Origin of the sequence: Thermodesulfovibrio thiophilus DSM 17215 (assembly GCF_000423865.1) — a bacterium.
In the GTDB taxonomy this organism is placed as follows: Bacteria; Nitrospirota; Thermodesulfovibrionia; order Thermodesulfovibrionales; family Thermodesulfovibrionaceae; genus Thermodesulfovibrio; species Thermodesulfovibrio thiophilus.
In genome coordinates, this window is sequence record NZ_AUIU01000014.1 from 51,182 (window position 1) to 76,880 (window position 25,699).

20 protein-coding genes and 1 tRNA gene are annotated in these 25,699 nt (G+C 31.4%); 17 read left to right on the top strand and 4 right to left on the bottom strand.

The genetic code is table 11. The features are described 5' to 3' along the window. Positions 1-117 precede the first annotated feature (117 nt). The 5 genes from G581_RS0105870 to G581_RS0105890 all read left to right on the top strand — a co-directional run bounded on the left by G581_RS0105870 (position 118) and on the right by G581_RS0105890 (position 3,058). Positions 118-888 (top strand): PP-loop family protein, encoded by a 771-nt coding sequence (locus G581_RS0105870; RefSeq protein WP_169368400.1) that lies wholly within the window; start codon positions 118-120, stop codon positions 886-888. Further along, complete coding sequence (locus G581_RS0105875; protein WP_028845024.1) at positions 881-1,402, top strand: nitroreductase family protein; 522 nt, start codon at positions 881-883, stop codon at positions 1,400-1,402. The genes G581_RS0105870 and G581_RS0105875 overlap by 8 nt, the downstream gene beginning before the upstream one ends. Next, on the top strand, positions 1,399-2,184 hold the full coding sequence (locus G581_RS0105880; RefSeq protein WP_028845025.1) for an inositol monophosphatase family protein: 786 nt from the start codon (positions 1,399-1,401) through the stop codon (positions 2,182-2,184). The genes G581_RS0105875 and G581_RS0105880 overlap by 4 nt, the downstream gene beginning before the upstream one ends. A 124-nt stretch (positions 2,185-2,308) precedes the next feature. Beyond that, positions 2,309-2,399: transfer RNA gene (locus G581_RS0105885), tRNA-Ser, on the top strand. A gap of 26 nt (positions 2,400-2,425) precedes the next feature. After that, positions 2,426-3,058, top strand: a complete 633-nt coding sequence (locus G581_RS0105890) for a flavodoxin family protein (protein ID WP_028845026.1) — start codon at positions 2,426-2,428, stop codon at positions 3,056-3,058. A 5-nt stretch (positions 3,059-3,063) separates the two neighbouring features. Here the strand turns inward: G581_RS0105890 and G581_RS0105895 are convergent, their stop codons facing one another. Beyond that, positions 3,064-5,046 (bottom strand): monovalent cation:proton antiporter family protein, encoded by a 1,983-nt coding sequence (locus tag G581_RS0105895; RefSeq protein ID WP_028845027.1) that lies wholly within the window; start codon positions 5,044-5,046, stop codon positions 3,064-3,066. Between the two features lie 92 nt (positions 5,047-5,138). Between G581_RS0105895 and miaB the strand changes: the two genes are divergently transcribed. The 7 genes from miaB (at position 5,139) to G581_RS0105930 (ending at position 12,317) form a co-directional block, all read left to right on the top strand. Then, positions 5,139-6,428 (top strand): tRNA (N6-isopentenyl adenosine(37)-C2)-methylthiotransferase MiaB, encoded by a 1,290-nt coding sequence (gene miaB / locus G581_RS0105900; protein WP_028845028.1) that lies wholly within the window; start codon positions 5,139-5,141, stop codon positions 6,426-6,428. Then, positions 6,428-7,636: a tRNA (N(6)-L-threonylcarbamoyladenosine(37)-C(2))-methylthiotransferase MtaB gene (mtaB, locus tag G581_RS0105905; RefSeq protein WP_028845029.1), complete on the top strand. Its 1,209-nt coding sequence runs from the start codon at positions 6,428-6,430 to the stop codon at positions 7,634-7,636. Before miaB ends, mtaB begins: the two co-directional genes overlap by 1 nt. A 331-nt stretch (positions 7,637-7,967) precedes the next feature. Further along, entirely contained in the window at positions 7,968-9,683 is a 1,716-nt protein-coding gene (locus G581_RS0105910) for a proline--tRNA ligase (protein ID WP_028845030.1), read from the top strand. Continuing rightward, on the top strand, positions 9,670-10,602 hold the full coding sequence (locus tag G581_RS0105915) for a Ppx/GppA phosphatase family protein (RefSeq protein ID WP_028845031.1): 933 nt from the start codon (positions 9,670-9,672) through the stop codon (positions 10,600-10,602). Before G581_RS0105910 ends, G581_RS0105915 begins: the two co-directional genes overlap by 14 nt. Next, on the top strand, positions 10,599-11,345 hold the full coding sequence (locus tag G581_RS0105920) for a thiamine pyrophosphate-dependent enzyme (RefSeq protein WP_028845032.1): 747 nt from the start codon (positions 10,599-10,601) through the stop codon (positions 11,343-11,345). Before G581_RS0105915 ends, G581_RS0105920 begins: the two co-directional genes overlap by 4 nt. Continuing rightward, on the top strand, positions 11,330-11,869 hold the full coding sequence (locus G581_RS0105925; protein ID WP_028845033.1) for a 2-oxoacid:acceptor oxidoreductase family protein: 540 nt from the start codon (positions 11,330-11,332) through the stop codon (positions 11,867-11,869). The genes G581_RS0105920 and G581_RS0105925 overlap by 16 nt, the downstream gene beginning before the upstream one ends. After that, positions 11,859-12,317: an N-acetyltransferase gene (locus tag G581_RS0105930; RefSeq protein ID WP_028845034.1), complete on the top strand. Its 459-nt coding sequence runs from the start codon at positions 11,859-11,861 to the stop codon at positions 12,315-12,317. The genes G581_RS0105925 and G581_RS0105930 overlap by 11 nt, the downstream gene beginning before the upstream one ends. Here G581_RS0105930 and G581_RS0105935 read toward each other — a convergent pair. The 3 genes from G581_RS0105935 to G581_RS0105945 are packed head-to-tail and all read right to left on the bottom strand — an operon-like array spanning position 12,307 to position 19,301. Then, positions 12,307-12,795 carry a hypothetical protein gene (locus G581_RS0105935; protein ID WP_028845035.1) on the bottom strand — a complete coding sequence of 163 codons (489 nt, stop codon included), beginning with the start codon at positions 12,793-12,795 and terminating at the stop codon, positions 12,307-12,309. The two genes, G581_RS0105930 and G581_RS0105935, sit on opposite strands and share 11 nt — an antisense overlap. Then, positions 12,758-15,391, bottom strand: coding sequence for an outer membrane protein assembly factor BamA (gene bamA, locus G581_RS0105940; protein ID WP_156875214.1), 2,634 nt, complete (start codon positions 15,389-15,391; stop codon positions 12,758-12,760). The genes G581_RS0105935 and bamA overlap by 38 nt, the downstream gene beginning before the upstream one ends. Continuing rightward, positions 15,360-19,301 (bottom strand): translocation/assembly module TamB domain-containing protein, encoded by a 3,942-nt coding sequence (locus G581_RS0105945; RefSeq protein ID WP_028845037.1) that lies wholly within the window; start codon positions 19,299-19,301, stop codon positions 15,360-15,362. Before G581_RS0105945 ends, bamA begins: the two co-directional genes overlap by 32 nt. 76 nt (positions 19,302-19,377) lie before the next feature. Here G581_RS0105945 and G581_RS0105950 point away from each other — a divergent pair, with 76 nt between their 5' ends. Genes G581_RS0105950 through G581_RS0105970 form a run of 5 tightly spaced genes read left to right on the top strand, consistent with a single transcriptional unit; the run spans position 19,378 to position 25,552 of the window. Further along, the gene (locus G581_RS0105950) at positions 19,378-20,391 is read left to right on the top strand and encodes a DUF3108 domain-containing protein (RefSeq protein WP_083962639.1); all 1,014 of its coding nucleotides are present in this window, start codon (positions 19,378-19,380) and stop codon (positions 20,389-20,391) included. Continuing rightward, positions 20,384-22,897 carry an excinuclease ABC subunit UvrA gene (gene uvrA, locus G581_RS0105955; protein ID WP_038065296.1) on the top strand — a complete coding sequence of 838 codons (2,514 nt, stop codon included), beginning with the start codon at positions 20,384-20,386 and terminating at the stop codon, positions 22,895-22,897. Before G581_RS0105950 ends, uvrA begins: the two co-directional genes overlap by 8 nt. Beyond that, positions 22,894-23,829: an RluA family pseudouridine synthase gene (locus G581_RS0105960; RefSeq protein ID WP_051178947.1), complete on the top strand. Its 936-nt coding sequence runs from the start codon at positions 22,894-22,896 to the stop codon at positions 23,827-23,829. Before uvrA ends, G581_RS0105960 begins: the two co-directional genes overlap by 4 nt. A gap of 18 nt (positions 23,830-23,847) precedes the next feature. Further along, positions 23,848-24,660 carry a ZIP family metal transporter gene (locus G581_RS0105965; RefSeq protein WP_028845041.1) on the top strand — a complete coding sequence of 271 codons (813 nt, stop codon included), beginning with the start codon at positions 23,848-23,850 and terminating at the stop codon, positions 24,658-24,660. A gap of 37 nt (positions 24,661-24,697) precedes the next feature. Then, positions 24,698-25,552 (top strand): NAD(P)-dependent oxidoreductase, encoded by an 855-nt coding sequence (locus tag G581_RS0105970; protein ID WP_028845042.1) that lies wholly within the window; start codon positions 24,698-24,700, stop codon positions 25,550-25,552. The last annotated feature ends 147 nt before the right edge of the window (positions 25,553-25,699 follow it).

The window sequence follows — 25,699 nt, forward strand, 5'->3', positions numbered from 1 at the left end:
ATCTGCGGTGCTCTAAACGAAGGAGTAATTCTTAAACACTACAATTTGAAAGTTTGCTTGGACTGTTTTCAAAATTTTTTCAAAAAAAGAGTTCAGGAAATCATAGAAAAATTTAAAATGTTTGACAAAAATAATGATATCCTAATTGCTATTTCAGGCGGAAAGGATAGCATGAGTATAACAAAAGCCTTAAAAGATATGGGGTATACTATTACAGCATTGCACATTAATACTGGTATAAAAGATATTTCAAAAAAATCACAGGAAATTGTTCAAGTATTCTGCAAAAAAGAAAATATCCCTTTAAAAATAATAGAACTATATGCAGAACTTAATGCTTCACTTGAAGAATTATCAAAAGTGTCAAGAAGACCAGTTTGCAGTGTATGTGGCATGTTGAGAAGATATTTATTGAATAGAGAATCAAACAATAGAATCATTGTAACAGGACATACATTGAATGATGAAGTTTCATTCATTTTGAAAAATATGCTGTTCTGGAATGATGAACTCCTTTCAAAAACCTATCCTGTTTTATATGAACGGGAAGGGTTAAGTAGAAAAGTCAAACCGCTTTGTTTAATTACAGAGGAAGAAACCAGATATTTCTGTAAAATATCAAATATACATTATATTGATGAATCATGTCTTCACAAATCTGAAGTTTATGAAGTATTTAAAAATGCAGTAAAACAATTTAATGAAAATTTTCCTGGCTCAATCATTGGATTTTATAAAGGTTTTTTAAATAGAGTAGGAACATTTTATTCCGAAACTGATAAAGATGTGCCTCCTCAAAAATGCCAAATTTGTGGTTATCCAACTACTGGATTAGTTTGTAGTTTTTGCAGACTTAAGGAAAAGTTGTTACAATATAAACATGGATGAGGTCTTAAAAGCAGCAAAAGAAAGAAGAAGCGTGAGGTCTTTTCTCAATAAAGATATTCCAGAAGAAATAATTAAAAAAATTATAGAAGCCATCATTTGGGCACCATCTGCTGGAAATCTTCAGGCAAGAAAATTTTATTTTGTAACAAATAAAGAGATAAAAGTAAAAATTGCTCAAGCAGCATTAAATCAGATGTTTATTGCAGATGCTCCTTTAGTTGTAGTCGGATGTATTGATAAACAAAAAATATATCCAAGATATAAAGAAAGAGGAGTAAATCTCTATGCAATTCAAGATATTGCATGCAGTATTACAAATGCTATGCTTGTAGCCCATGAAAATGGACTTGGTACAGTCTGGATTGGTGCTTTCAGAGAAGAAGAGGTGGTAAAAATGTTAAAATTATCAGAAAATTTCAGGCCTGTTGTGCTTTTACCTATTGGTTATCCTTCCTATATACCTTCTCCTCCTCCAAGAGTTTCATCTAAAGAAGCCATTGAGTTTATTAAATGAAAGATTATCTTTCTATTGGAATACAGGCAGCCAAGCTGGCTGGAACAATTATTCAAGACAGAATTGGTACAATTTCAACAGATGAAATTACTCAAAAAAGTGTATCAGACTATGTAACAGATGTAGACGTTACTTCTGAAAAAACAATTATTGAGCATATAAAAAAGTTTTTTCCCTCACACCAAATAATGGCAGAAGAATCGTCAAATAGTTATCAAAAAACAGAATATCTCTGGATAATAGACCCTCTTGATGGAACAACAAATTTTATTCATGGATTTCCTGTTGTAGCAGTTTCAATTGCATTAATGCACAAAGGAAACATTGTTATTGGAGTAGTTTATGATCCTACAAGAGATGAACTTTTTTATGCTGAACAAGGTTCAGGTGCATTTTTAAATGAAAATAGGATAAAAGTTTCTTCTATAAAAAATGCTTCTTTAAGCCTTATTTCTACTGGCTTCCCTTTCAGAAATAAACAATACATTGACCAATATATGAAGATATTTCGTGAACTTCTTTACTCAGTTAGTGATCTTCGCAGGCCTGGTGCTGCAGCAATAGACCTTGCCTATGTTGCAAGTGGCAGGGTAGATGGATTTTTTGAGTTTGCATTAAGCCCCTGGGATATTGCAGCAGGAAGTATTTTAATAAAAGAAGCAGGAGGAACCGTTTCAGACTTTGAAGGTGCTGAAACTTATCTTAAAACAGGACATATAATTGCTGGAAATCCTGAAATACATCTATTCTTAGTAAATAAAATAAGAAATTATTTTTTATAAATACATTCTAAATTTAATAGTGTTATAGTTAAATAAATTCAGCTGGTGTGCACTTAAACTGCAGGGAATAATTTAGTAGATTTTTTTGAAAATGTAAGATTCTAAATGCTACAATAAAAAATCTGGAGAGGTGCCGGAGCGGCCGAACGGGCGCGACTGGAAATCGCGTGTGGGGTCTAAAAGCTCCACCCAGGGTTCGAATCCCTGCCTCTCCGTTTTTTAATTGTAGGGAGGAAAAATTATGAAGGTAATTGCTTTTAACGGAAGTCCAAGAAAACATGGTAATACTTATCATGCTATTAAAATAGTAGCAGAACAATTGAGCCAAGAAGGTATAAATGTCGAAATTATTCATGTTGGAAATAAACCAATAAGAGGATGTCTTGCATGTTATAAATGCGATCAAAATAAAGATGAAAAATGTGTTATTGACGATTATGTAAACGTATGGATACAGAAAATAAAAAAATCAGATGGGATTATACTGGGCTCTCCTGTTCATTTTTCAGGTATTTCTGGAACTTTAAAATGTTTTCTTGACAGAGCCTTTTTGGTATCATCTGTCAATGGAAATCTATTCAGACATAAAGTAGGCTCTGCCTTAGTAGCTGTAAGGCGTTCAGGAGGAGTAACTGCTTTTAATCAACTTCTTCAATATTTAACTTATGCTGAAATGCTTATCCCTTCTTCAAATTACTGGAATGCTATTCATGGCATGAATCCAGGAGAAGTTTTAAAAGATGAAGAAGGAGTTCAAATTATGAGAGTGCTCGGACAAAATATAGCATGGTTATTAAAACTTGTTAAAAATGGAAAAGATAAAACAAAGAAACCTGTAAAAGAACAAAAAATATTTACTAATTTTATAAGATAAACTTTCTAATTGCCTTGAAAGAAATTTAATGCATTAATTAATTGCTTCTTATTGCCTACATATACAATTATATCTCCTTCCTTTAAACTGAAATCTGAAGGAGGGTTCAAAAATGTTTTTTCACCTCTTTGAACGGCAATTACAGTAACTCCTGCTTTTGATCTTATATCAATTGATTTTATAGATTTACCTATTAGCCAGGAATTTTTTTCTATCTCAAAGCTATCCATCTCTAACCCTTCGAAAATAACACATTCAAGACCTGTTCGTGTTTCAGATATTTCAGGTATCCTTAAAATTTCATATCCTTCTACTCTTATCTGTTCAAGCATTTGAACAATTTTATTTCTGGGTATTCCAAAGTGGTGAAGAACTCTTGAAAAAATCTCCAGAGATGTTTCAAACTCTTCAGGAATCACTTCATTAGCTCCAAGTTTTCTAAGTTCATCAATTTCTGTTACAAAACGTGTTCTAACTATTATATGGATTTTTGGATTTTCTGTTTTTGCAATCTGTACAATTTTTCTTGTTGCTAATGGATCTGATATGGCAATTACTAACATTTTTGCTCTGTGTATTCCCAATTTATGAAGTATTTCAGGGCTTGTTCCATCTCCATAATATATTGGTTCACCCTTTTTTTTCATTTTTCTGACCGTATCTGGATTAAGCTCTAAAATAACATATGGAATGTTTATTTCTTTAAGAATTCTTGCAAGATTTCTTCCATTTAAACCAAATCCAATAATTATCACATGATTTGATTTTTTAACAATAATATCAGTTTCCTTTATTCTTTTTATTTTTTCAAGATTCTTAAAAAAATTTTTTTGCATTAGATAATCAACAACATAAGGAGAGTATCTAATTATCAAAGGAGTAACAAACATTGTTATTACAGATGCAGAGATAAAGCTTTGATAGGCTGTTTCATCTAAAAGTCCTATAGATTTTCCAGTAAAGGCAAGTATAAAAGAAAACTCTCCAATCTGAGAAAGTGCTAAAGCTGATTTAAGTGATAATTTAATAGAATGTATAAAAACATAAACAATCAAAACAATAATTAAAGATTTCAGAATAAAAATATTTCCAACAATTATAGTTTCTTCAACAATATGTTGTTTTATATAATTAATATTTAGTAACATTCCAACAGAAATAAAAAATATTCCAGAAAAAGTTTCTTTAAATGGCAAGATATCTGATACAGCCTGTGCTGAATACTCAGATTCAGAGATAACAATTCCAGCTAAAAATGCACCAAGTGCAAGAGAAAGTCCTAATTTGTATGTAAAAAATGCTGTTCCAAGACATATAAAAATTATAATTATTATAAAAAGCTCTCTACTTCTGGTCTTTACAATTTCATGAAGAATATATGGCACAGCTGCTCTTGAAAATATAAAAACAACCGAGAGTATCAGAAGAGCTTTAAAGATTACTATAAAAAAATTATAATAATTTCCATTTTGACCTGAAAGCATCTGAGTGAAAAGCATCAAAGGAACAACACAGAGATCCTGAAAAAGTAAGATTCCGAGACATACTTTTCCATGTGGAGAATTTAGTTCTCCTCTGTCAAATAAAAGTTTCATAACAATGGCAGTGCTACTTAAAGCGACTATAAATCCATAAAATATGGATATGTTTAAAGATATATTAAAAGCAAGTAGACTTATTAGAGTTATAACAATTATTGTAGTTATGACTTGAAGACTGCCAAATAAAAAAACTTCCTTTTTTAGTGACATTAATCGTGGTATAGAAAACTCAATACCAATTGTAAACATTAGTAACATCACTCCAATTTCAGCAATTACTTCCACATCCTGAGGTTCTTTAATAAAAGCCATCCCATAAGGACCTATAATTGCTCCCGCAATTAAAAATCCAACAACAGAAGGTATCTTAATCTTTCCAAGAAGATATATGATTAGTCCTGAAACACCGAAAATAATCAATATTGGTTGTAAAAAATTATAATCCATTGATCCTCTTTTATATTATGCTTGAAATTTTAAACCATGTTCAAATTATTTAATTTTGAAAAGAGTATATTATTGCCTGTTATAATAAAAAAATGCAGGGTAGGGCAGTATATATTAAAACATTTGGATGTCAGATGAATGAGCATGATAGTGAAAGAATGCTCGGAATTCTGGAGTCAAAAGGATTTATTGAAGTTGATGAACCAAAACATGCTGATATTATTATTTTTAACACCTGTGCGATACGAGAAAAAGCAGAACAAAAATTTATGAGCAGTCTTGGACGAGTAAAATATTTAAAAAAGAAAAATCCAGAGTTAAAAATTATTATTTCTGGATGCATAGCTCAGCTTCAAAGTGAACATCTCTTAAATAAAGCACCATACATTAATTATATTATAGGTCCTGATAATCTGCATATACTTGCAAATATTGCTGAAAATGAACTTCCACAAAAAGTTTTTACTCATGAAAATACTGATATGGCTAATATTGAATTGCCAGCTGTAAGAAAAACTCTGGTAAAAGCATGGGTGAATATTATTTATGGATGCAATAACTACTGCGCTTATTGTATTGTCCCATATACACGGGGTAGGGAAAGAAGTAGGCCAATGGAACGCATCATTGAAGAAGTGAAAGCTCTTGTGGAACAGGGTTATAAAGAAATTACACTGCTTGGTCAAAATGTCAATTCTTATAAAGATAAAGAAGTTGATTTCCCAGCATTGCTTGAAGAAGTAAATAAGATTGAAGGAATCGAAAGAATTCGTTTTGTTACTTCTCATCCGAAAGATTTATCACAACGACTTATTAAGACAATGAAAGATTGTAACAAAGTGTGTGAGCATATTCATCTGCCACTTCAGGCAGGTTCAAATAAAATTTTAAAGCTCATGAATAGAAAATATACCTACGAAGAATATTTTGAAAAGGTTAATCTTCTTCGTGAAAGTATTCCTGATATTTCAATTACTTCAGATATTATTGTTGGGTTTCCTCAAGAAACAGATAAAGATTTTGAAAAGACTCTCAACGCATTAATAGAAATTCAATTTGATGGTATATTCGCTTTTAAGTTTTCAATGAGACCCGGAACAACTGCAGCAAACCTTGATGGACATATTTCAAACGATATTAAAACCAAAAGACTCTCAACTATTCTAAATATTCAAGACGAGATAACGGAAAGAAAAAATAAGTCATTAGAAGGGACAATTCAGGAAGTTCTTATTGAAGGTAAAGATGAAGATGGGTTGATTATCGGAAGAACAAAAACAAATAAAATTGTAAAAATATCATCAGAGCTTCAACGTGGAAAAGTTTTCAAAGTAAAAATTACAAAAGCCAACAGACATACTTTAGAAGGGAATGTTCTTTAATGAAAGTCTGTTTTATAACTTATGGATGCAAGGTTAATCAAGCAGAAGCTCTAAGATGGGAAAGTCTTTTAAGATTTCAAGGCTACATAATTACAGATAACTCGGCAGAAGCAGACTTCTGGGTTATAAATACATGTGCTGTGACCCAAAAAGCAGAGATTCAATCAAAACAAATCATAAATAAAGCCAGAAAACTCAATAAAAAAACTCTTGTTACAGGATGCTACGTAGAACTGTACAAGCCACAACAGACTGAAAATTTAAAAATCATATCAAATTATAAAAAAGATTGTTTAATCAACTACTTTCAGCCAATAAATAAAACTGATACTTCAAATATATCAAGACACAGGGCTATTGTCAAAATTCAAGAAGGTTGTAATCAATTCTGTAGCTATTGTATTGTTCCATATTTAAGAGGTAAGCCAAAAAGTTATCCTGTGAAAGAAATCCTACATCAAATTAAAGATTATGAAAAAATGGGCATTAAGGAAATAGTTTTAAGCGGAGTTAACCTGGGGCTTTATGGAATAGGGCTTGAAGAAAGAGTTAGCCTGAACAGCCTTATTAAAACAATACTTAAAGAAACATCAGGTTTTAGAATGAGATTGAGTTCTATAGAAGTTAATCATATTAATGATGAATTTCTTGAAATCATTTCTGATAAACGCATTTGTGGACATCTTCATATTCCACTTCAACATGGAAGTGATAGAATATTGAATTTAATGAATCGGCCTTATACAATAAGGGAATTCATTGAAAGAATAGAAAAAATTCTAACACATTATCCGGAAATATCAATTGGCGTAGATATCATAGCAGGTTTTCCATCTGAAACTGAAAAAGATTTTAGAAAAACTTTACAATTGATTGAAAATATAGGATTTTCATATTTACATGCCTTTACATATTCAGGAAGACCTTTTACGAAAGCTTCAGAATTGCCAGAACAAATTCCAGAAAATATTAAAAAGGAAAGGACGAATATATTAATTGAGATTGGCAAAAATAAAAAAATAGATTATATAAAAAAATTTATAAATTCAGAGTTAGAGGTTATTGTGGAAAACAGAAAAAAAAATGTATTCTCAGGTACTTCTGATAATTATATCAAATGCCTGATTGATAACAAAGAATTAGTTGAAGGCTCACTTATTAAAGCTTTTGTAATTGGAATGGACGGACAGCATTGCCTTTGCAAATGAAGTTTTAAAATTACAACTTTCGATAAATATTTATAATTCAATCTGCTCAATAGATATTCAAATTATGAACTCCCTATAAAAACAACTAACTTTTGTATTGTTTCAACAACACTATTAACAGATTATTAACATTTTTTGTTTATAAAATTTAGTCCGATAATGTATATTATGTTAAATTTTTAATAAATCAGAAGGAGATAAGATGCAAGATAAAGGGTATTTTTTAAAAGGCTTTGCCGCCTATTCTTTGGTGTCTGGATTACTCCGTATTTAGTGAAATTTATGATATACTTATTTAATATTAAGTTAGTAAAAATATTGGAGGATTTTTATGAGATACTCTAGGCTCTTTATCCCTACAATGCGAGAAACTCCTTCTGGGATTAACGCTATATCGCATATTTTAATGTTTAAAGCAGGATATGTAAGACAACTTGCCGCAGGTCTATTCATATTTCTTCCTCTTGGATGGCGCGTATTAAATAAAATTAATACAATTTTAAAAGAAGAGATGGAAAAAATTGGGGCACAGGAGATATCAATGCCAATTCTTCATCCGGCTGAAATATGGCAGCAAACTGGAAGATGGTACACAATAAAGGAAGAGATGTTCAGACTGAAAGACAGAATGGGGAGAGATATGTGTCTTGGAATGACTCATGAAGAAATCATGACATGGATTGCCTCTAAAGAAATTAAATCATACAGGCAATTACCCCAGATATGGTATCAGATTCAAACAAAATTGAGAGATGAAGCAAGGCCTCGTGGAGGAGTATTAAGAACCAGAGAATTTATAATGAAAGATAGTTACAGTTTTGATGCTGAGTGGGATGGTTTAACAGACAATTATAAACTTCATGCAGAAGCTTATAATAGAATCTTTAATAGATGCGGATTAAAATATCATCAAGTTGAATCAGACCCTGGTGTTATGGGCGACTTAGAGTCTCATGAGTTTATGGCACCTACTCCTGCAGGAGAGGATGAAATTGTTTTATGTGACAAGTGTGGTTATACTGCAAATATTGAGGTAGCAAAAGCTAATCCCCCTACTCTTTTACCTACGAATTTAGAATACAAAAATATTTTTACTCCAGACCAAAAAACTGTTAAAGATGTTTCAAAGTTTATAGGCATTGATGAGTCCTATTTTATAAAAACTCTCCTCGTAATTTCGGAAAAATACGGACCTGTATTAATAATGTTGCGAGGAGATCAAGAACTTAATGAAAAAAAACTTGCAAGAATTATTGGTGATTTTTATTTTGCCACTGCAGAGGAAGTAGAACAATTTTTAAATGTTGAAACAGGATTTATAGGACCTGTAGATCATAAAATAAAAAAACTTGCTGATTTATCTATCCAAAAAGACGTTGCTTATATTTCTGGAGGCAATAAAAAAGACTATCACACTCAAGGAATTATTCCTGGAGTTCACTTTGATGCTCAATGGGTAGACATGAGAAAAGTGAAAGAAAAGGATAGTTGTCCCAAATGTGGAAGTTCTTTACGAATTGAAAAAGCTATAGAAATTGGAAATATATTTAAATTAGGAACCAAGTATTCAGAACCTCTAAAAGCCTATTTCTTGGATAAAGACGGTAAAGAAAAACCAATTATAATGGGAAGTTACGGCATTGGACCTGCAAGAGTTGCAGCTGCTGCAATTGAACAAAATAATGATAAAGATGGCATAATATGGCCTAAAAGCATATCTCCATTTGATATTGAGATTATCCCTCTTAATATGGCTGACAAAAAAACAGTTAATATTGCAGAAGAATTATATGAAAAAATTAACGAAATTTATAACAGTTTTGCAGACAGACATATGGAAGTTTTAATTGATGATAGAGATGAACGTCCCGGAGTAAAGTTTAAAGATGCAGACCTTATTGGAATACCAATTCAGGTAATTATTGGTGAAAAGAATCTTAAAGAAGATAAAGTAGAAATTAAAAAAAGGAGAACAAAAGAAAGTAAAACTGTTACTGTTAATAAGGCAATCATTGAGATAGTTAATAGTTATTATGAAACCTACTGAAAATATTGCTGTTATAGATATTGGAAGTAATACCTTAAGACTTCTTATAGGTAATATACTAAACAATAAAATTAATAAACTTTATTCTGATAGAGTTATTACCAGACTCGGCGAAAATCTGACTAAAAATAGCTTTATTAATATTGAATCAATAAAAACATCGATCGACTCTTTGAAAAAATTTAAAAAACTATCTGAAAAATTTAATGTTTCTTATATCATAGCTGTTGGGACAAGTGCTTTAAGAGAAGCTAAAAACAGCAAATATTTCTGTGAACTTGTAAAAACATCTACAGGAATTAAAATTAATATAATCTCCGGTGAAGAAGAAGCATACTATACAATATCTGGACTGATGGATGAAGAATTCAGGAAAGAAACATGTTTCATAGTAGATATTGGAGGAGGAAGCACAGAGTATGTATACTGGAAGCATCAAGAACTAAAAACAGGCTCTCTTGTTATTGGAGCATTGAAAATTAAAGAAAAGTTTTTCGTTGAAGACCCTCCACCTAGAAATGCTATATTTCAAGCTAAAAACTACATTGAAAAAATAATTAGAACAATATCTTTTCAGTCAAGAATTGATAAATTTATAGCAACAGGTGGAACTGCTTCTACCCTAGCAATGATCAACCTTGGATTATCCAGATACTGCCCTGAACAAACTCATATGAGTGTAATTTATACCAGCAAACTTCAACAATTACTTGAAAAATTATTGTCTCTCTCTTTAGAAGAACGAACCAAGATTGGAGGAGTTCCTGATGAAAGAGTTGATATTATATGTGCAGGATTGCTCATTTTAAATGTAATTGTTTGCTACTTAAACATAGATAAATTATTTATTAGTGAAAATGGCATGCTTGAAGGAATAATGAAAAATTACAAGAATTTTTGCTATAATATCCAATTATGAAAAAGATATTTTCAAAGCCACAATCATTAAAGAATGTCGCATTCAAATACTGTCCTGGCTGTGGGCACAGCATTGCTCACAGGCTTATTGGAGAAGTTATTGATGAACTTCAAATAAGAGAAATAACAATTGGAATCGCGCCTGTAGGATGCGCTGTTTTTGCTTATAATTATTTCGATATTGATATGCTTGAAATACCACATGGCAGACCACCTGCTGCAGCAACAGGAATGAAAAGAGTCTATCCTGATAAAGTAATTTTTGCATATCAGGGTGATGGAGACCTTGCTGCCATAGGAACTGCAGAAATCATTCATGCTGCCAATAGAGGAGAAAACATCACGATATTTTTTATAAATAATGCAAATTATGGAATGACAGGTGGTCAAATGGCTCCAACAACTCTAAAGGGGCAAAGGACAACAACAACTCCACTTGGAAGAAACCCTAAAGTAGCTGGCTATCCAATTCATGTATCTGAACTATTATCACACTTTGAAGGAACTGCATTTATCGCACGAGGATCACTGGATAGTTATAAAAACATCGTGATAACAAAAAAATATATTAAAAAAGCACTCCAGTATCAAATTGATAATAAAGGATTCAGTTTTGTAGAGATGCTATGCCCCTGTCCTACTGATTGGGGAATGAGTCCAGAGGAAGCTCTAAAATGGCTTAGAGAAAATATGATGAACGAATTTAAATTGGGAGAGATAAAAGACAAATGGAGCAACGTATAATAATAGCCGGTTCTGGCGGTCAGGGAATTCTTTTTCTCGGTAAAGTCATCGCTCTTGCTGCTATGAAAGAAAACATGGAAGTAACTTGGTTTCCTTCTTATGGAGCTGAAATGAGAGGAGGAACAGCGAACTGTATGGTTGTTATATCTGATGATATCATAGGATCTCCAATAGTAAAATACGCGAATTATTTAATAGTCTTGAATGAAGCATCATACAACAAATTTATGGACAGATTATCACCAAATGGTTGTATTATTTATGATTCTTCCATAATCAAAAATTCAAAGGCCCCTGATGACATTAACATTTATCCAGTTGACGCATCTAAAGAAGCATCTTTGATTGCGAATCCGCGTCTTGCAAATATGATTCTCCTTGGATCTTTTATAAAAATTTCTAAAATATTAAATATTGAAAGAGTTCTAAAAACCATTGAAGAAATAATCCCGCCTAAAAGAAAAGAAATGATTGAAATCAATAAAAATCTTATCTTAAGAGGTTTTTCCATTATTGGAAATTAGAAAAGCAAAGATAGCTGATATTAAAATAATTCATAAATTAATCAATGAATTTGCCAGAAAAGGTGAAATGCTTCCTCGTTCATTAAATGAACTCTATGAAAATATCAGAGATTTTTTTATTGCGGAAGATAATAATGAAATAAAAGGAGTATGTGCGCTGCATATATTATGGGAAGATCTTGCTGAAATAAGATCTCTTGTTGTAAGAAAAGAATCGCAAAAAAAAGGTCTTGGAAGCATTCTTGTTAAAAACTGCCTAAATGAAGCCAAACAATTCGGTATCAAAAAAATCTTTGTTCTTACATATATTCCAGAATTTTTTAAAAAAACAGGGTTTAAAGAGCATGATAAATCCAAACTGCCTCAAAAAATCTGGAGTGACTGCATAAAATGTCCAAAATTTCCAGAATGTGAAGAAGTAGCTCTCATTTATGAGTTCAAGGAATAAAAATTATTTTAATTTCAACAGTTTCTTTTAACTCTTCAATATGTGCTTTAAGTTTTTCATTTAACTCTTTTTCAAACAAATATCGTTCTATCTCAGTTCTTACAGTTGTATATGGAGCATCTTTAAAATGCTCTTTATTTTTCTCATAGTATTCTATTATTTTATTTTCTGGAATTATAATATATGATTTTATTTGTAAATCAATATAATTATTAATTAATTCTTCTTCTTTTCCTTCAACAAAAAACTCTTTAGCTTTTTTGAGAAGAATAGCTCTATTAATCATAATATTAACAATATCTTCATTCTTAATCTGATTTATATTGTTTTTCATTTTAGTAACCATATTTTCAAAATCCCTGAGCGTGATTGCATAATTATCCACATAAGCAACTATTCTGTCCACAACCTCTGCCTGTGCAATTGTAAAAAAAAACAGACTAAAAAGCGTGACCAATACTGAAATGAATTTCACCATGTGATTCATCTGCCTTTCTGTTTAATTTATATCCATAATCTATTCTTAATGGACCAATAGGAGTTTTATATCTTAAACCAGCTCCTGTAGTGTATTTAATATTTGTAGCATCAACATCACTTGCCCTTTTCCAGACATTACCAAAATCAAGGAAATTAACGAGGAAAAAATTTTTACCAAGAGATGTTCTTAATTCAAGGTTTCCCATTAAAAAAGCATTTCCACCTGTTGGTTGTTCATTATTCCTTGGACCAAGTGTATTCTGATCATAACCTCTCACAGTATCTCTTCCTCCAAGAAAGTATCTCTCATATATCGGCAAGTAATCAGTGCTTCCATAAAGCCAGGCCCATCCGCCTCTTAAAGATGTTGCCAAAACCAGTCCTCTTATTAATTCTGTATATTTGTTTACATAAAATGATGATTTCAGAAAATTAAGCTCCGAACCAAAAAATTCATTACTGAGTTTTGATGTTGCTCCAGTAAGCCAACCTTCCTTAGGATCAAAAGGATTGTCTCTGCTATCATAAATTAATGAAGCCTTTATTCCACTTATAAATAATTTTCCAATATCTTTATCAGAAAGTACAACTTCAGGCATTACGTCCCATGTTTTTGCATATGTTGCCTCATAAAGAAGTTCGGCTTTAAAATGTTCAAAAAATTTTTTTTCAAAACCTGTGGATATTCCATATCTTCTAATTCTATACATAGTATCGTCTGTATCAATATTTTTAACCTCCACTTTTTCAAAAAGCACGGATGATTTAAATGTCAAATCTTTCCATAACCATGGATCCATATATGTAACATAAATACGTTTTTCAAGACTACTTATTTCAGCTCTTGAAAATATCTGTTTATTCAGACCAAATAGATTAATATATGAAAAATCAACGACCCCTTTCAGTTTTTCATAATCTCCGTATCCAAACCCAAACTCAAAAGCTCCTGCAGGTGCTTCTTCAATGTTGTAAATCAAATCTACTGAACCGTCTTTCACCTGAGGCTGAATATCAATGCGAGAAAAAAGACCTGTTTTATAAAGAGCCTGCCTTTCTTCTTCTATTATATAAGGATCATAAGGCTCCTGCTCTTTTGATAAAAGCCTCTGGTAAATAAATCTGGTTTTTGTCTTTTCATTGCCAAGAATAATCGATTTACCAAAATATTTCTTATTACCAGGGTCTATTCGAAAATTTATATTCGCCTCATCATTTTTTATTTCATAGTTACCCTCAACTTTAACTTCAGAATACCCATATTTAATATATATTTCTCTGAGTTTTCTTTTTATTTCTATAAAGATCGCATCATTAAATAGAACCTCATTATATTTTTGTATTACATCCAGAGCTTCTGATTTTAGTAAATCATTTTTAATTTCAAGGTTTATAAGTTTTATTTTAATTTGTTTGCCTTCCTCAACTTTAAAGAAAATTTGTATTCTGTCATTTTCTTCTTTTATTTTAGGAGGAAAAGCCTTAGCATAATAATATCCCTTTGTTTTAAGATATTCTTCAATTCTCTGTCTGTCATTCTCTAATTCTTCAGGATTATATGGCTCGTTTTCCTTGTTAAAAAGAATATTTTTCAGTTCTTTTGTGGATATGCTTGTTTCTATATCAATTTTTTCAATTAATTTTCTGGTCCCTTCATTTATAAAATATATAATTTTCCACTCATCTTCCGATTCTTCCAATAAAGGAATAATCTTTACATCAAGAAAACCATTTGATCTGTAAAAAGTGATTAAACTATTTACACTATCTTTTATGATATTTTCATTTATCTTATCTTGGAAATGAGCTATTGCTATATTTTTCAAGTCGATTGTGCTTAAAGATTCAATCCCTTTAAATTCTATATTAAATTTTTTACCTTCAACAAGTTTTAATATTAGTTCTCCCTCTTTAAAAGAATATGTAATTTCAGAATCAATTAATCCCTGTCTTGTGAAGTATTTTTTGGCAGTAGTTATAAAATCTTCAACTAAAACTGTGTCGAAAGGATCTCCAATATTTAAAGATAAAAAAGCTTTAACATATTCATCAAAATTTCCTTCCCATATTATATTTTTTATTATCAATGGTTCTCCTTCTTCTATAAAAATTGTTATATTGACATAATTTTCATTAAAAATTCTGTCTATTCTAACGTGAGAGTTTATAAAACCTCTTTTTCCAAGAGCTTCTTCTATATTATGTTGACTTCTTTTTATCTCAACCTCCTTTAATCTGTCACCGTTTTTGAAACTAAGAAGTTTTATAAAAAATTTTTCAGGAAAATATTTATTCCCTTTTATTTCTACTTTATTTATGAAAGGCTTTTCTTTAACCGTAATTTTCATTATCTGTTCTTTATGTTCTACAACAATATCGTCAAATAAACCTTTCAAAAAAACTCTTTTGATGCCCTGAGTTATTTCATCTCTGTTAAAGCTTTCGTTCTCTTTCACTCCAAGAAGATAAAGAAATTCTTGTTCTGAAATAGATTTCAAACCTTCTATTTCTATTTTTTTAATATATTCATTTGCGTAAACCAGCCCAGCAATGAATAATATACTAACGAAACTCAAAACGAAACTTAACCGCACCTGAAATACCTCCAATTTCGTCTCTTGTACCAACAAGTGAGATACCCTTTGTCATAAGATATTCAACTTTTATAATTTGTTCAGTAGTCTCAGCAGTTCCTGCTGAATATGTAACATTCAATCTTCCATCCATCAATTTTTTTCCCACTGTTACTCTGGGTGTCATAGATCCTGTTGCTTTTGAAAATCCTGGTTCTACAGTCATCACATCCAGTCCTGTTATTTGTCTAACTCTTTCCTCAATAACTTGTTGCGTCTGTCCTGTAATAAATGAAGTTGCTCCTGAAGCGCCAGGGATACTTTCAGATTGTTTGCCAGATGGAGTAGTGTCATTTTGACCTAAAATCAAGAGATTGAGCAGTTCATTTTCCGAAAGAGGAGGATTAGAGCTTAAAATCAGATTAAACTGGTCAATATATCCATTAAGATTGAGGTTTATATTATATTGAGATACAGTTGTTCTTGCGGTAATAAGAAGATATGGTTTTATTGAATTAGGGTCAGTAAACTGAATAAGAAGTCGGAGAAGATCAAACCTGCTATCTCTAAAATAAATCCATCCATCTTTTGCATTGATCCATCCAATTAAAGATGGTTCAACAATTGTACCTCTTAAAAGAAGATCACTATTCAAATTGATTGTAGCAAGATTGTTATTAACAAAAAAATTATCAGTTTGAATTCTTAAGTTAAACTTTAGATTACTAAGCCAGCTGTCTTTTGCTACTATATTTTTGGATGCATTTGATTGAAGAGCCAGTTTTGTCCATTCAAATCTTTCTGTATAAACCCCTTTTTGAATATTTATCTGTCCTGATAACAATGGCTGAGAATACGATCCTGTAAGATAAATCTGTCCATTAATATATGCCCAGCATCGTGGTGCAAAAATCCACCTTACTGTTGCTAATTTTCCTGATAAAGCAAACTGCTTTATGCTGAATTTATCAAGATACACAGTTCCATCCATCTGTACAGTTCCTTCTGAAAAAGTTCCATATGCTTTTTCAATGACAACTCTATCCTCATTAAATGACAATGTTGCATTTATATTACTTAAAGAAGGAATATTTTTTCTAAAAGTAATGGATGCATTTGTAATATCAGCGCCTCCAGCTATCTCAGGATTGTTTTTATTTTCATAAATATACAACTGTATTGCTGCTCTTCCTCTTATATCATCAACGTTGAATAATGCTTTAAAGGGTCTTAAATCTGTAACACCCTCTACAAGAATGTCAAAATACTCCACTATTTTACCTTTTATTGTTAGCTCGGTAGACTGACCAATAAGAGTGACAGGATTAAAATATATATTTCCGTTTTTTATGCGAACATTTACTGAATTTTTATTATTAAGTCCTATTCCATAAAGTCTTGCAAATATCCTGTTTAAATCAAGTTGAGCATTTATATTTTTGTTAACTATTTCTCCGCTTATTTTGCCGTCCACCAGTACTACGAGATCTTCAGGAAGATTATTTAAAAAAGCTCCAGCCAGTATATCAATTCTCGCTGAATTGAAACTTCCATTAATACTCCACTGATTTTTTACAGTTGAACCTTCAACTGTGAAAAAAATATTTTTCATTAAAATAGACTTTGCTATCAAGTAATTATTTTTATAATTCAAAATAATTGTTCCATCAACTACACGCCCGTTTTTTATTTTCATTATAATATTGGTATTAGCTTTTATTTCAGGACTTTTTAGAGAACCACTGATATCAAAATCAAGGTTATTGAGAACTATATTGTCTACATACTGCATACCTAACTTTTTAGTATAGCTTGCCGTAAAAGCTGTAATATCAAAATTTTTTGATTTACCAGTGAAGTTTATTATACCATCAAAATCAACATAACCTGATGCATACAATATATTCCCGGAGTTATAAATACTTAACTTTTTTATAAAAACAGCATTTTTTTTCAATTCAATCATAGCTTCAATTTTATCAAGAATCTTTTTCTGCTCGATAAATATTGGAGTAAAAACAGTTGTTGCTGTAACGATGCCTTTATCTTTTATAGAACCATCCAAATCTAAATAAGTATTAATATTATTGTTAATAGCTTTTATATATAAATTATTAACCGGAATGCTATTTACTGAAAACAAAATATCATATACTGGATTGTTCATTTCAAAAAGATTTTTTGCTTGGGGAAATAAAACTTTACCTTTAATTGAAATATTATTTCCGGAAATATTACTAAGTAAAAGAGCATTTTTTTTATAGATAATATTGCCAGTCAAATTATTGAATGTAATTGATTGTTCAGGAATTGACTTTTCTATCTCATGCGCAACTATATTTATTTTTTGCGATAGAAAATTAATAGATATTTCAGGATCTGCAAGATTTCCTGATAGTTTGCCTTTAATATCAGTGTCACCATAAATTCCCCTTTGATATGGCATCAAAAGTTCATTTATATCTTTACTGTTTGCAACAAAGTTGAAATCAAGATAATTTTTATTGTTATCTATATAGCCATTTGCAGAGGCTCTGGTTTTAGATAAGGTAATCTCAAGATCATTAAAGCTATAGATTCCGTTAACAGAATAAAAATTACCTTTTATCCATTCAATTTTTCCTCTTAAATCATCAGGAGTTTCTCCTGTTCTTACATAAACAAACGAACCCTCTGGTGAAAACTCTTTTCCTTCGGATAAAAGCCAGCCACTTACTGTTCCATGGGCAATTCCCGGGTTCCATTGAATTAATTCAAAAATCCCATTACTGGATACATTATTCATCTCAATTAAAACATAATGTCTGGAAACTACAGGAAGAGTTATCCAGACGTAAACATCTGCAAGTCCTCCATAAAGATTTGCTTTTCCATTTTTAAACGCAAGTATTCCATTTTGATAAATAGCTTCAGAATTTATTTTATCTACTTTCACTCCAAAGATATTTCCCTGTTTTAGTTTTACACTTGCAGTAATTATCGGGTTAGAAAGTGTTCCCTCAGCTTTTCCATTAGATATTTCAATAAAACCACTTAATTTTTCTGAAACTTTTAAAATCTGCATTAACTGTTCAAGAAGAAATGAGCCATCAAATGTAAGATCGAGCCTGATTCTATCCTGCAAGGACTGAGCTTTTAGGAGTTTTATTTTCCCATCAATATTAAGCTCTCCATAACCACTGGCATTAATGCCAAAAATTTTCATAAGAGATTTAAAAAATATTTTTCCTGAGATAAGAAACTCTCCTAAAAAATTATGATAATTTAAAGTTCCTGAGGATTGAATGAGAGAATCCATATCAAACAATTTGAGTTCTTCAAGTAGCAGTTCATTATCTTTAATAATAAAATGAGCCTTTAGACTAGTCTCGAGGTTTGGATAATCTGATGAATAAAGTTTAATATTAGACATTAATGATATATCAGGCTCTGCTTTTAATACCACCCTACCATATAAATTTTTCAAATTTAATTCTGCATCAGGATTATAAATTAAGCCAGAAATATTATTTATTTCAAAAGAATTAAAGGTAAATTTCAGTGGAAATTTTGCTGGTTTTTTTAAATAATTTGAAATATTGTCAATGCAGTTATTCAGGACTGAATATTTCAGTGAAAAGTTTCCATTATATATAACTGCTCTCCTTACTTCTATTTCCTTATTCAGGATTTTAGTTAATCCGATATAAAGTTTTACTTTCTTCAATATCAGATTATCTTTTTCTGGAGTTAATAGTTGAACCTTGTCAAATTCAACATAAAGGGGAAGAAAACTTAAATAAACTCTGTCAATCACTACTTCCATTCCGGTTATATCTTTAAGCTCATTGGTCACTGTTTTTAAAAGGACAGGAGAGATATCAACTTTACCAAAAAAGAAAAAAAGTATCAGAATTAAAATTACGATCGATATTAAAATCTTTTTTTTCAAATTAAATTCTCCTTTTTAATCTATTCATTCTAAATATCTTTTAATCTCCTGGTCAACTAAGTGTTATACTATTTTTATGAAACGACGATGGATTATTGCGGCAATATTGACTTCCATAATTATTCATATCAGCATAATGATGGCTCTTGGTAAAATACAGCTAAATTTACCTTCAGGGGATATTATTGATACGTATATTTTTCAGAATAAAAAGGTTGTACACCAAGCAAAACCTAACAAACTATCTGAAACTGTTCCAAATAATATACAGCAAAAGCCACAAGAAAAGCCACAAGGTTCCGTAAACTCAGAAAATTCATTAAAAAAAAACTCATTAAACCCTTCTGATGCCATCTCACCTTCCAATGTAGAACCATCAAACAACGTTCAAACTACTCAACCTACTATCCTTATTTCAAAAAACAATCCATTTACTAGATTTATCAATGAAACTATGAAATTTGATATATACTGGATGGGAATTTATGTAGGTTCAGCAATTGTTTATGTTAAAGGTAATGAAAATGAGATTACTATAACATCCATGGTTAAATCTGCAGGTTTTATTTCAAATTTTTATTATGTTAATGACCGTGCAGAAAGTAAAATAGAAGATGGTAAGCCTAAATACTTTGCTTTAGTTCAAAATGAAGGGAAGTACAAAGGCAATAAAGAAACTATTTTTGATTATAATAATAAAGAAATTATTTTTATAAATAATCTTAAAAATAATACAACATACCATAAAAATATAGATAAAATGTTTATGGATGTTCTTTCTGGTTTTTTTTATCTCAGAACCCTGCCAATAAAATTAAATGAACCTGTTTCATTAGACATTTTTGACAGCAATAAATTTACAACAGTTCAGATTCAGCCAATTAAAGAGGAAAAAATAGAACTATCTGACAATAAACAGATTGATGCGATACTTATAAAGCCTAAACTTGATACAGAAGGTCTTTTCAAGAGAAAAGGAGACATTTTAATATGGTTAAGCAAGGATGATAAAAAAATTCCATTGAAAATAGAAACCAGAGTTCCAGTTGGGCATGTGGTTGCTGAGTTAAAAGAATATAAAAATGAATAGAATACAGGATAATATAATAATAAAAGGAGCCAGACAGCATAATCTTAAAAATATTAATCTGACTCTCCCACGAAATAAAATAATTGTTATTACAGGACCTTCAGGTTCTGGCAAATCATCTCTTGCCATTGATACGATATTTGCAGAAGCACACAGAAGATATCTTCAAAGTCTTCCAATAGAATCAAGAACTATATTTGAACAGTTTCAAAAACCTGATATTGATTTTATTGATGGGCTTTCTCCTGCAATATCTGTTGACCAGAAAACAATTTCCAAAAGTCCTCGTTCAACCGTAGGAACAATCACTGAAATTTATGATTATTTGAGACTTCTGTATGCAAAAATTGGAGTATCTTATTGCCCAAAATGTGGTAGGGAATTAATTTCTCAGGATATTAACAAAATGACTGCTTCTTTAATGAATCTTCCTGTAGGAAGCAGAATTCAAATTCTCGCTTCGGTTGTAATTGAAAAAAAAGGTGAACATAAAGAAATCATTGAACGAGCAAAAGCTGAAGGATTTATACGAGCAAGAATCGATGGACAGATTGTTGAATTAACTCAGGATATTTCATTAAAAAAACACGCAAGACACACAATAGAGTTTGTTGTTGACAGAATAGTTGTGAAAGAAAAATATAAAAATCAAATTAAAAGAGCATTGGAACTTGCTATGAGATATACAAATACAGTAGTGATTAACATCGTTGATGATAATAAAGATATAATTTTTAGTAGTTTACTTGCATGTCCCACATGCGGTATAAGCTTACCTGTAATTGATCCAAGGCTTTTTTCTTTTAATAGCAAATATGGTGCATGTCCCAGATGTAGAGGACTTGGATATGAAAATATTGAAGACAATGAAGAAGATATAGATATGTTAAATTTAATTTCATGTAAACTATGCAACGGCAAGAGACTAAGGCAGGAAGCTCTGGCAGTAAAAATAGGTGGTAAAAATATTGTTGAAGTATCAGAAAATTCTCTAGATGAATTAAAAGAATTTCTTTCTCAATTGAAATTTACATCTTATGAAGCCTCGATTGCTGAAAGAATTCTCAAGGAAATCTTTATAAAACTCGAATTTTTACAGAGAATTGGTGTTGGTTACTTAAGCTTAAATAGACCCTCCTTCAGTCTTTCTGGTGGAGAAGCCCAGAGAATAAGGCTGGCAACACAACTTGGTTCACATTTAAGCGGCGTTCTTTATGTTCTTGATGAACCAAGTATAGGACTTCACCCAAGAGATTGCTTGAAACTCATAGAAAGCATGAAAGAGCTATCCAAGAGAAACAATACATTAATTGTTGTTGAACATGATGAAAATACTATACTACATGCGGACCTTATCGTTGAACTTGGTCCAGGAGGTGGTAAAGAAGGTGGCTATTTAATCACAACATCCTCATCAAAACAACTTTTAAAAGATAAAAAATCAATTACAGCAAAATACCTGAAAGCAGAGGAAGGGATTGAGATTCCTGTAGAAAGAAGAAAGCCAAAAGAGTTTATAAAAATTATTGGCGCAGCAGCTTATAATCTCAAAAATATTGATGTCGAAATTCCTCTTGGAGTGTTCGTATGTGTTACAGGAGTTGCTGGTTCAGGTAAAAGCACATTAATATTTGAAATTCTGTATAAGGCACTTGCAAAAAAACTCTATACAGCATCTGTAATTCCGGGAAAACATAAATCAATTGAAGGCATTGAGCAGATAGATAAAGTTGTCTGCATCGACCAATCCCCAATTGGTAGAACATCTCGCTCAACTCCTGCAACCTATACTCAGATTATGACTGAGATAAGAGAACTCTTTTCAATGCTTCCAGATGCAAAAGTTCGCGGATACACAAAATCAAGATTTAGTTTTAATCTTTCAGGTGGTCGTTGCGAATCCTGTCAAGGAGATGGGATGAAAAAAATAAAAATGCATCTGCTTCCCGATGTATATGTTTTGTGTGATAACTGCAAAGGAAAACGATATAATGATGAAACCCTTCAGATTAACTACAGAGGAAAAAACATCAGTGATATACTTGAGATGACAGTTTCAGAGGCATTAGAATTTTTTTCAGTTGTTCCAAAACTCAGGCAGAAACTTCAAATTATGCAGGATATAGGACTGGGATATATAACATTGGGACAGCCTGCAACTACCCTTTCTGGTGGAGAAGCCCAGAGAGTTAAACTATCCAAGGAGTTAAGCAAAAAACCAACAGGTAAAACCCTCTACATTCTTGATGAACCAACAACTGGATTGCATATGTTTGATATAGAAAGGTTGCTTAAAATACTTCAAAAACTTGTCGATTTAGGCAACACTGTAATTGTGATTGAACACGATCTGGATATTATAAAATGTGCAGACTACATAATTGACCTCGGTCCAGAAGGTGGAACGCAAGGAGGTTATATTATTGCCAAAGGAACTCCTGAAGAGATAGCCTTAAATCAAAAATCATACACAGGAAAATTTTTGCGAAAAAAATTAAAATTATGAGTATCTCCATCACAATTCATCAATACGATAAAGGCAAAAGACTGGATATTTGTTTATCAGAACAATTAAAAATTACAAGAGCAAAAGCTCAAGAATTAATTGAAAAAGAGTTTGTTAAAGTAAATGGCGTATCAAAATCAAAGAGTTATAAATTAAAACTTAATGATTTAGTTGAAGTTATTGATGTACTCTATCAATCCGTTTCTGAACAGGAAAAATTGATTCCCCAGAATATACCAATTAATATAATTTATAAAGATGACTACCTCGTTGTCCTGTCAAAGCCTGCTGGAATGGTCGTTTATCCCTGTCCTGGACATAAAGATGGTAGTCTGATGAATGCATTAGCATATCATATTAGCAAACTTGCAAGCGTTGGGGGTCCTTTGAGACCAGGAGTTGTGCACAGGCTAGATAAGGATACTTCTGGAATTATGGTAGTTGCATTAAACGATAAAGCCTATTACAAACTGATGGAGATTTTTAAAAAGAGAGAAGTAAAAAAAGAATATATCGCATTAGTTTATGGAGAGCTTAACGGTTCAGGGGAAATAGTAACACCAATTGGAAGAGCTATTCATGACAGAAAAAAAATGTCAATAAAATCAAAAAAAGCAAAAGAAGCTCAAACCAACTGGGAAGTACTAAAAAGCTTTAAAAATTATACTCTTGTTAAAACAAGAATAATCACCGGTAGAACTCATCAGATAAGGGTTCATTTCTCATCAATTGGACATCCGATTTTAGGCGATAAAACTTATGGAAAGAAAACATACTTAGAGCTTGGCAGACAAAAAATATTTATTCCAAGACAGATGCTTCATGCCCAGAGTATTGAATTCATTCATCCTGTAAAAGGTGATCTTCTCCAATTCGAAGATCCATTGCCAGAAGATATGAATGAAATTATTAAAATTTTATCTTCTGCATGAGGTGAGTTATAATTTAAAATGATTGAGAATTTGATGTTATTTTCGTCGCCTGTTCAGGCTTTGTTTGCAGGGATTTTTACATGGTTTTTAACCGCTGTCGGAGCATCAATGGTTTTATTTGTAAAGCATGTTAACAGAAAACTTCTTGATACTGTGCTTGGTTTTGCAGCAGGCGTTATGATTGCTGCAAGTTTCTGGTCTCTTCTTGAACCAGCAATTGAGATGAGTCAAAAATTAAGTATTCCTTCATGGATTCCGCCTGCTTCAGGTTTTGTTATGGGTGCTGTTTTTTTGAGAATCATTGATATGATACTACCACATCTTCATCTTCAGTCTCCTATTAGTGAGGCCGAAGGATTGAAAACATCTTTTAGAAGAAGCACTCTTCTTGTTTTAGCCGTTACATTACACAATATTCCAGAAGGACTTGCAGTGGGTGTTTCTTTTGGCGCTCATGGAATTGACCCAGGTTCTGTCAACCTTCTTTCATCTGTTATTCTTGCATTTGGAATAGGAATTCAAAACATTCCAGAAGGTTTTGCAATATCAATGCCTCTAAGAAGTGAAGGATTTTCTAAAAATAAAAGCTTTATGTTTGGACAGTTTTCAGGATTTGTTGAGCCTGTATTTGCAGTAATTGGAGCCCTACTTGTTGAATTAATGCAAACCTTGCTTCCATACGCCTTAGGATTTGCTGCAGGTGCAATGATTTTTGTTACTGTTGAGGAGTTGATTCCTGAATCTCAGAGGAATGGGCATTCAGATTTTGCAACAGCAGGGCTTATTATAGGATTTACAATTATGATGATTCTTGATGTAGCTTTTAAATAGCTTAAAACTTATATTGAAAAATATCAGGAGGCATATTATGAAAATAGGATTTATAGGTCTTGGAAATCTTGGCAAAGCAATGGTCAAAAGATTAACTTCTGAAGGATCAGACATTACAGTCTGGAATAGAACAATTGAAAAAGCAAAAGATCTGGGATGTAAAATAGCCTCCAGTCCTGCTGAACTGATATCAAAGGTTGATGTAGTTTTTCTTAATCTTTTAGATAGCAATGCTGTAATGGATGTTATAAGTGGTAAAAATGGCCTGGTATATGGTGAATGTACTGGTAAAATAGTTGTGGATACAACTACAAATCACTTTGAAAGAGTTTTAGAGTTTTACAATATAATGGAAAATAAAAATGCATATTATCTTGAATGTCCTGTTTTAGGTAGTGTAATTCCAGCATTGCAAGGACTTCTAACTATAGTCGTAAGTGGCAAAAAAGAAGTCTTTGAAACGGTTAAACCTCAGCTTGAAAAAATAGGTAAAAATATATTTTATTTAGGGACTCAAGGGCTTTCAACAAAGATGAAGCTTGTAAACAATCTTGTTCTCGGTTCATTTATGGCAACTCTGGCTGAAGCAATAGCCCTTGCTGAGTCATCAGGTATTGATAAAGACAATGTAATTGAGATTCTTCTTGCAGGTGCCGGTAATTCAATGATTCTTAATACAAAAAAACAAAAACTTACTACAAAAGACTTTTCAGCACATTTCTCAACAGAACTTATTCATAAAGATTTACACTATCTTCAAGACCTCTCTCGCTCACTAAAAAAACCTCTGTTTACAGGCAGTATTATCAAAGAACTATACGCTCTTGCTATTTCGAAAAACTATGGGCATGAAGATTTTTCAAGTATTTATAAAATTTTCAAAGATCTTTAATTTTAAAAAATGTTGTTACAATTCGGTAACACAATTTAAAAAAAATGTTAAGATATGGTTACAATTAAACAGTAAAATTATTTATAAACTCAATTTTTAGAATATGGCACTGATATTGCTGTTCTTTTTATAGGATTATTTTCTTAA

Bases quoted from the DNA above. Each gene is read 5' to 3' on its own strand.
- G581_RS0105935 (WP_028845035.1), bottom strand. From the start codon at position 12,795: ATGGTGAAATTCATTTCAGTATTGGTCACGCTTTTTAGTCTGTTTTTT.
- G581_RS0105910 (WP_028845030.1), top strand. From the start codon at position 7,968: ATGAGATACTCTAGGCTCTTTATCCCTACAATGCGAGAAACTCCTTCT.
- G581_RS0105895 (WP_028845027.1), bottom strand. From the start codon at position 5,046: ATGGATTATAATTTTTTACAACCAATATTGATTATTTTCGGTGTTTCA.
- mtaB (WP_028845029.1), top strand. From the start codon at position 6,428: ATGAAAGTCTGTTTTATAACTTATGGATGCAAGGTTAATCAAGCAGAA.
- G581_RS0105920 (WP_028845032.1), top strand. From the start codon at position 10,599: ATGAAAAAGATATTTTCAAAGCCACAATCATTAAAGAATGTCGCATTC.
- G581_RS0105970 (WP_028845042.1), top strand. From the start codon at position 24,698: ATGAAAATAGGATTTATAGGTCTTGGAAATCTTGGCAAAGCAATGGTC.
- uvrA (WP_038065296.1), top strand. From the start codon at position 20,384: ATGAATAGAATACAGGATAATATAATAATAAAAGGAGCCAGACAGCAT.
- G581_RS0105880 (WP_028845025.1), top strand. From the start codon at position 1,399: ATGAAAGATTATCTTTCTATTGGAATACAGGCAGCCAAGCTGGCTGGA.
- G581_RS0105965 (WP_028845041.1), top strand. From the start codon at position 23,848: ATGATTGAGAATTTGATGTTATTTTCGTCGCCTGTTCAGGCTTTGTTT.
- G581_RS0105915 (WP_028845031.1), top strand. From the start codon at position 9,670: ATGAAACCTACTGAAAATATTGCTGTTATAGATATTGGAAGTAATACC.
- G581_RS0105925 (WP_028845033.1), top strand. From the start codon at position 11,330: ATGGAGCAACGTATAATAATAGCCGGTTCTGGCGGTCAGGGAATTCTT.
- G581_RS0105950 (WP_083962639.1), top strand. From the start codon at position 19,378: ATGAAACGACGATGGATTATTGCGGCAATATTGACTTCCATAATTATT.
- G581_RS0105870 (WP_169368400.1), top strand. From the start codon at position 118: ATGTTTGACAAAAATAATGATATCCTAATTGCTATTTCAGGCGGAAAG.
- G581_RS0105875 (WP_028845024.1), top strand. From the start codon at position 881: ATGGATGAGGTCTTAAAAGCAGCAAAAGAAAGAAGAAGCGTGAGGTCT.
- G581_RS0105890 (WP_028845026.1), top strand. From the start codon at position 2,426: ATGAAGGTAATTGCTTTTAACGGAAGTCCAAGAAAACATGGTAATACT.
- miaB (WP_028845028.1), top strand. From the start codon at position 5,139: ATGCAGGGTAGGGCAGTATATATTAAAACATTTGGATGTCAGATGAAT.
- G581_RS0105960 (WP_051178947.1), top strand. From the start codon at position 22,894: ATGAGTATCTCCATCACAATTCATCAATACGATAAAGGCAAAAGACTG.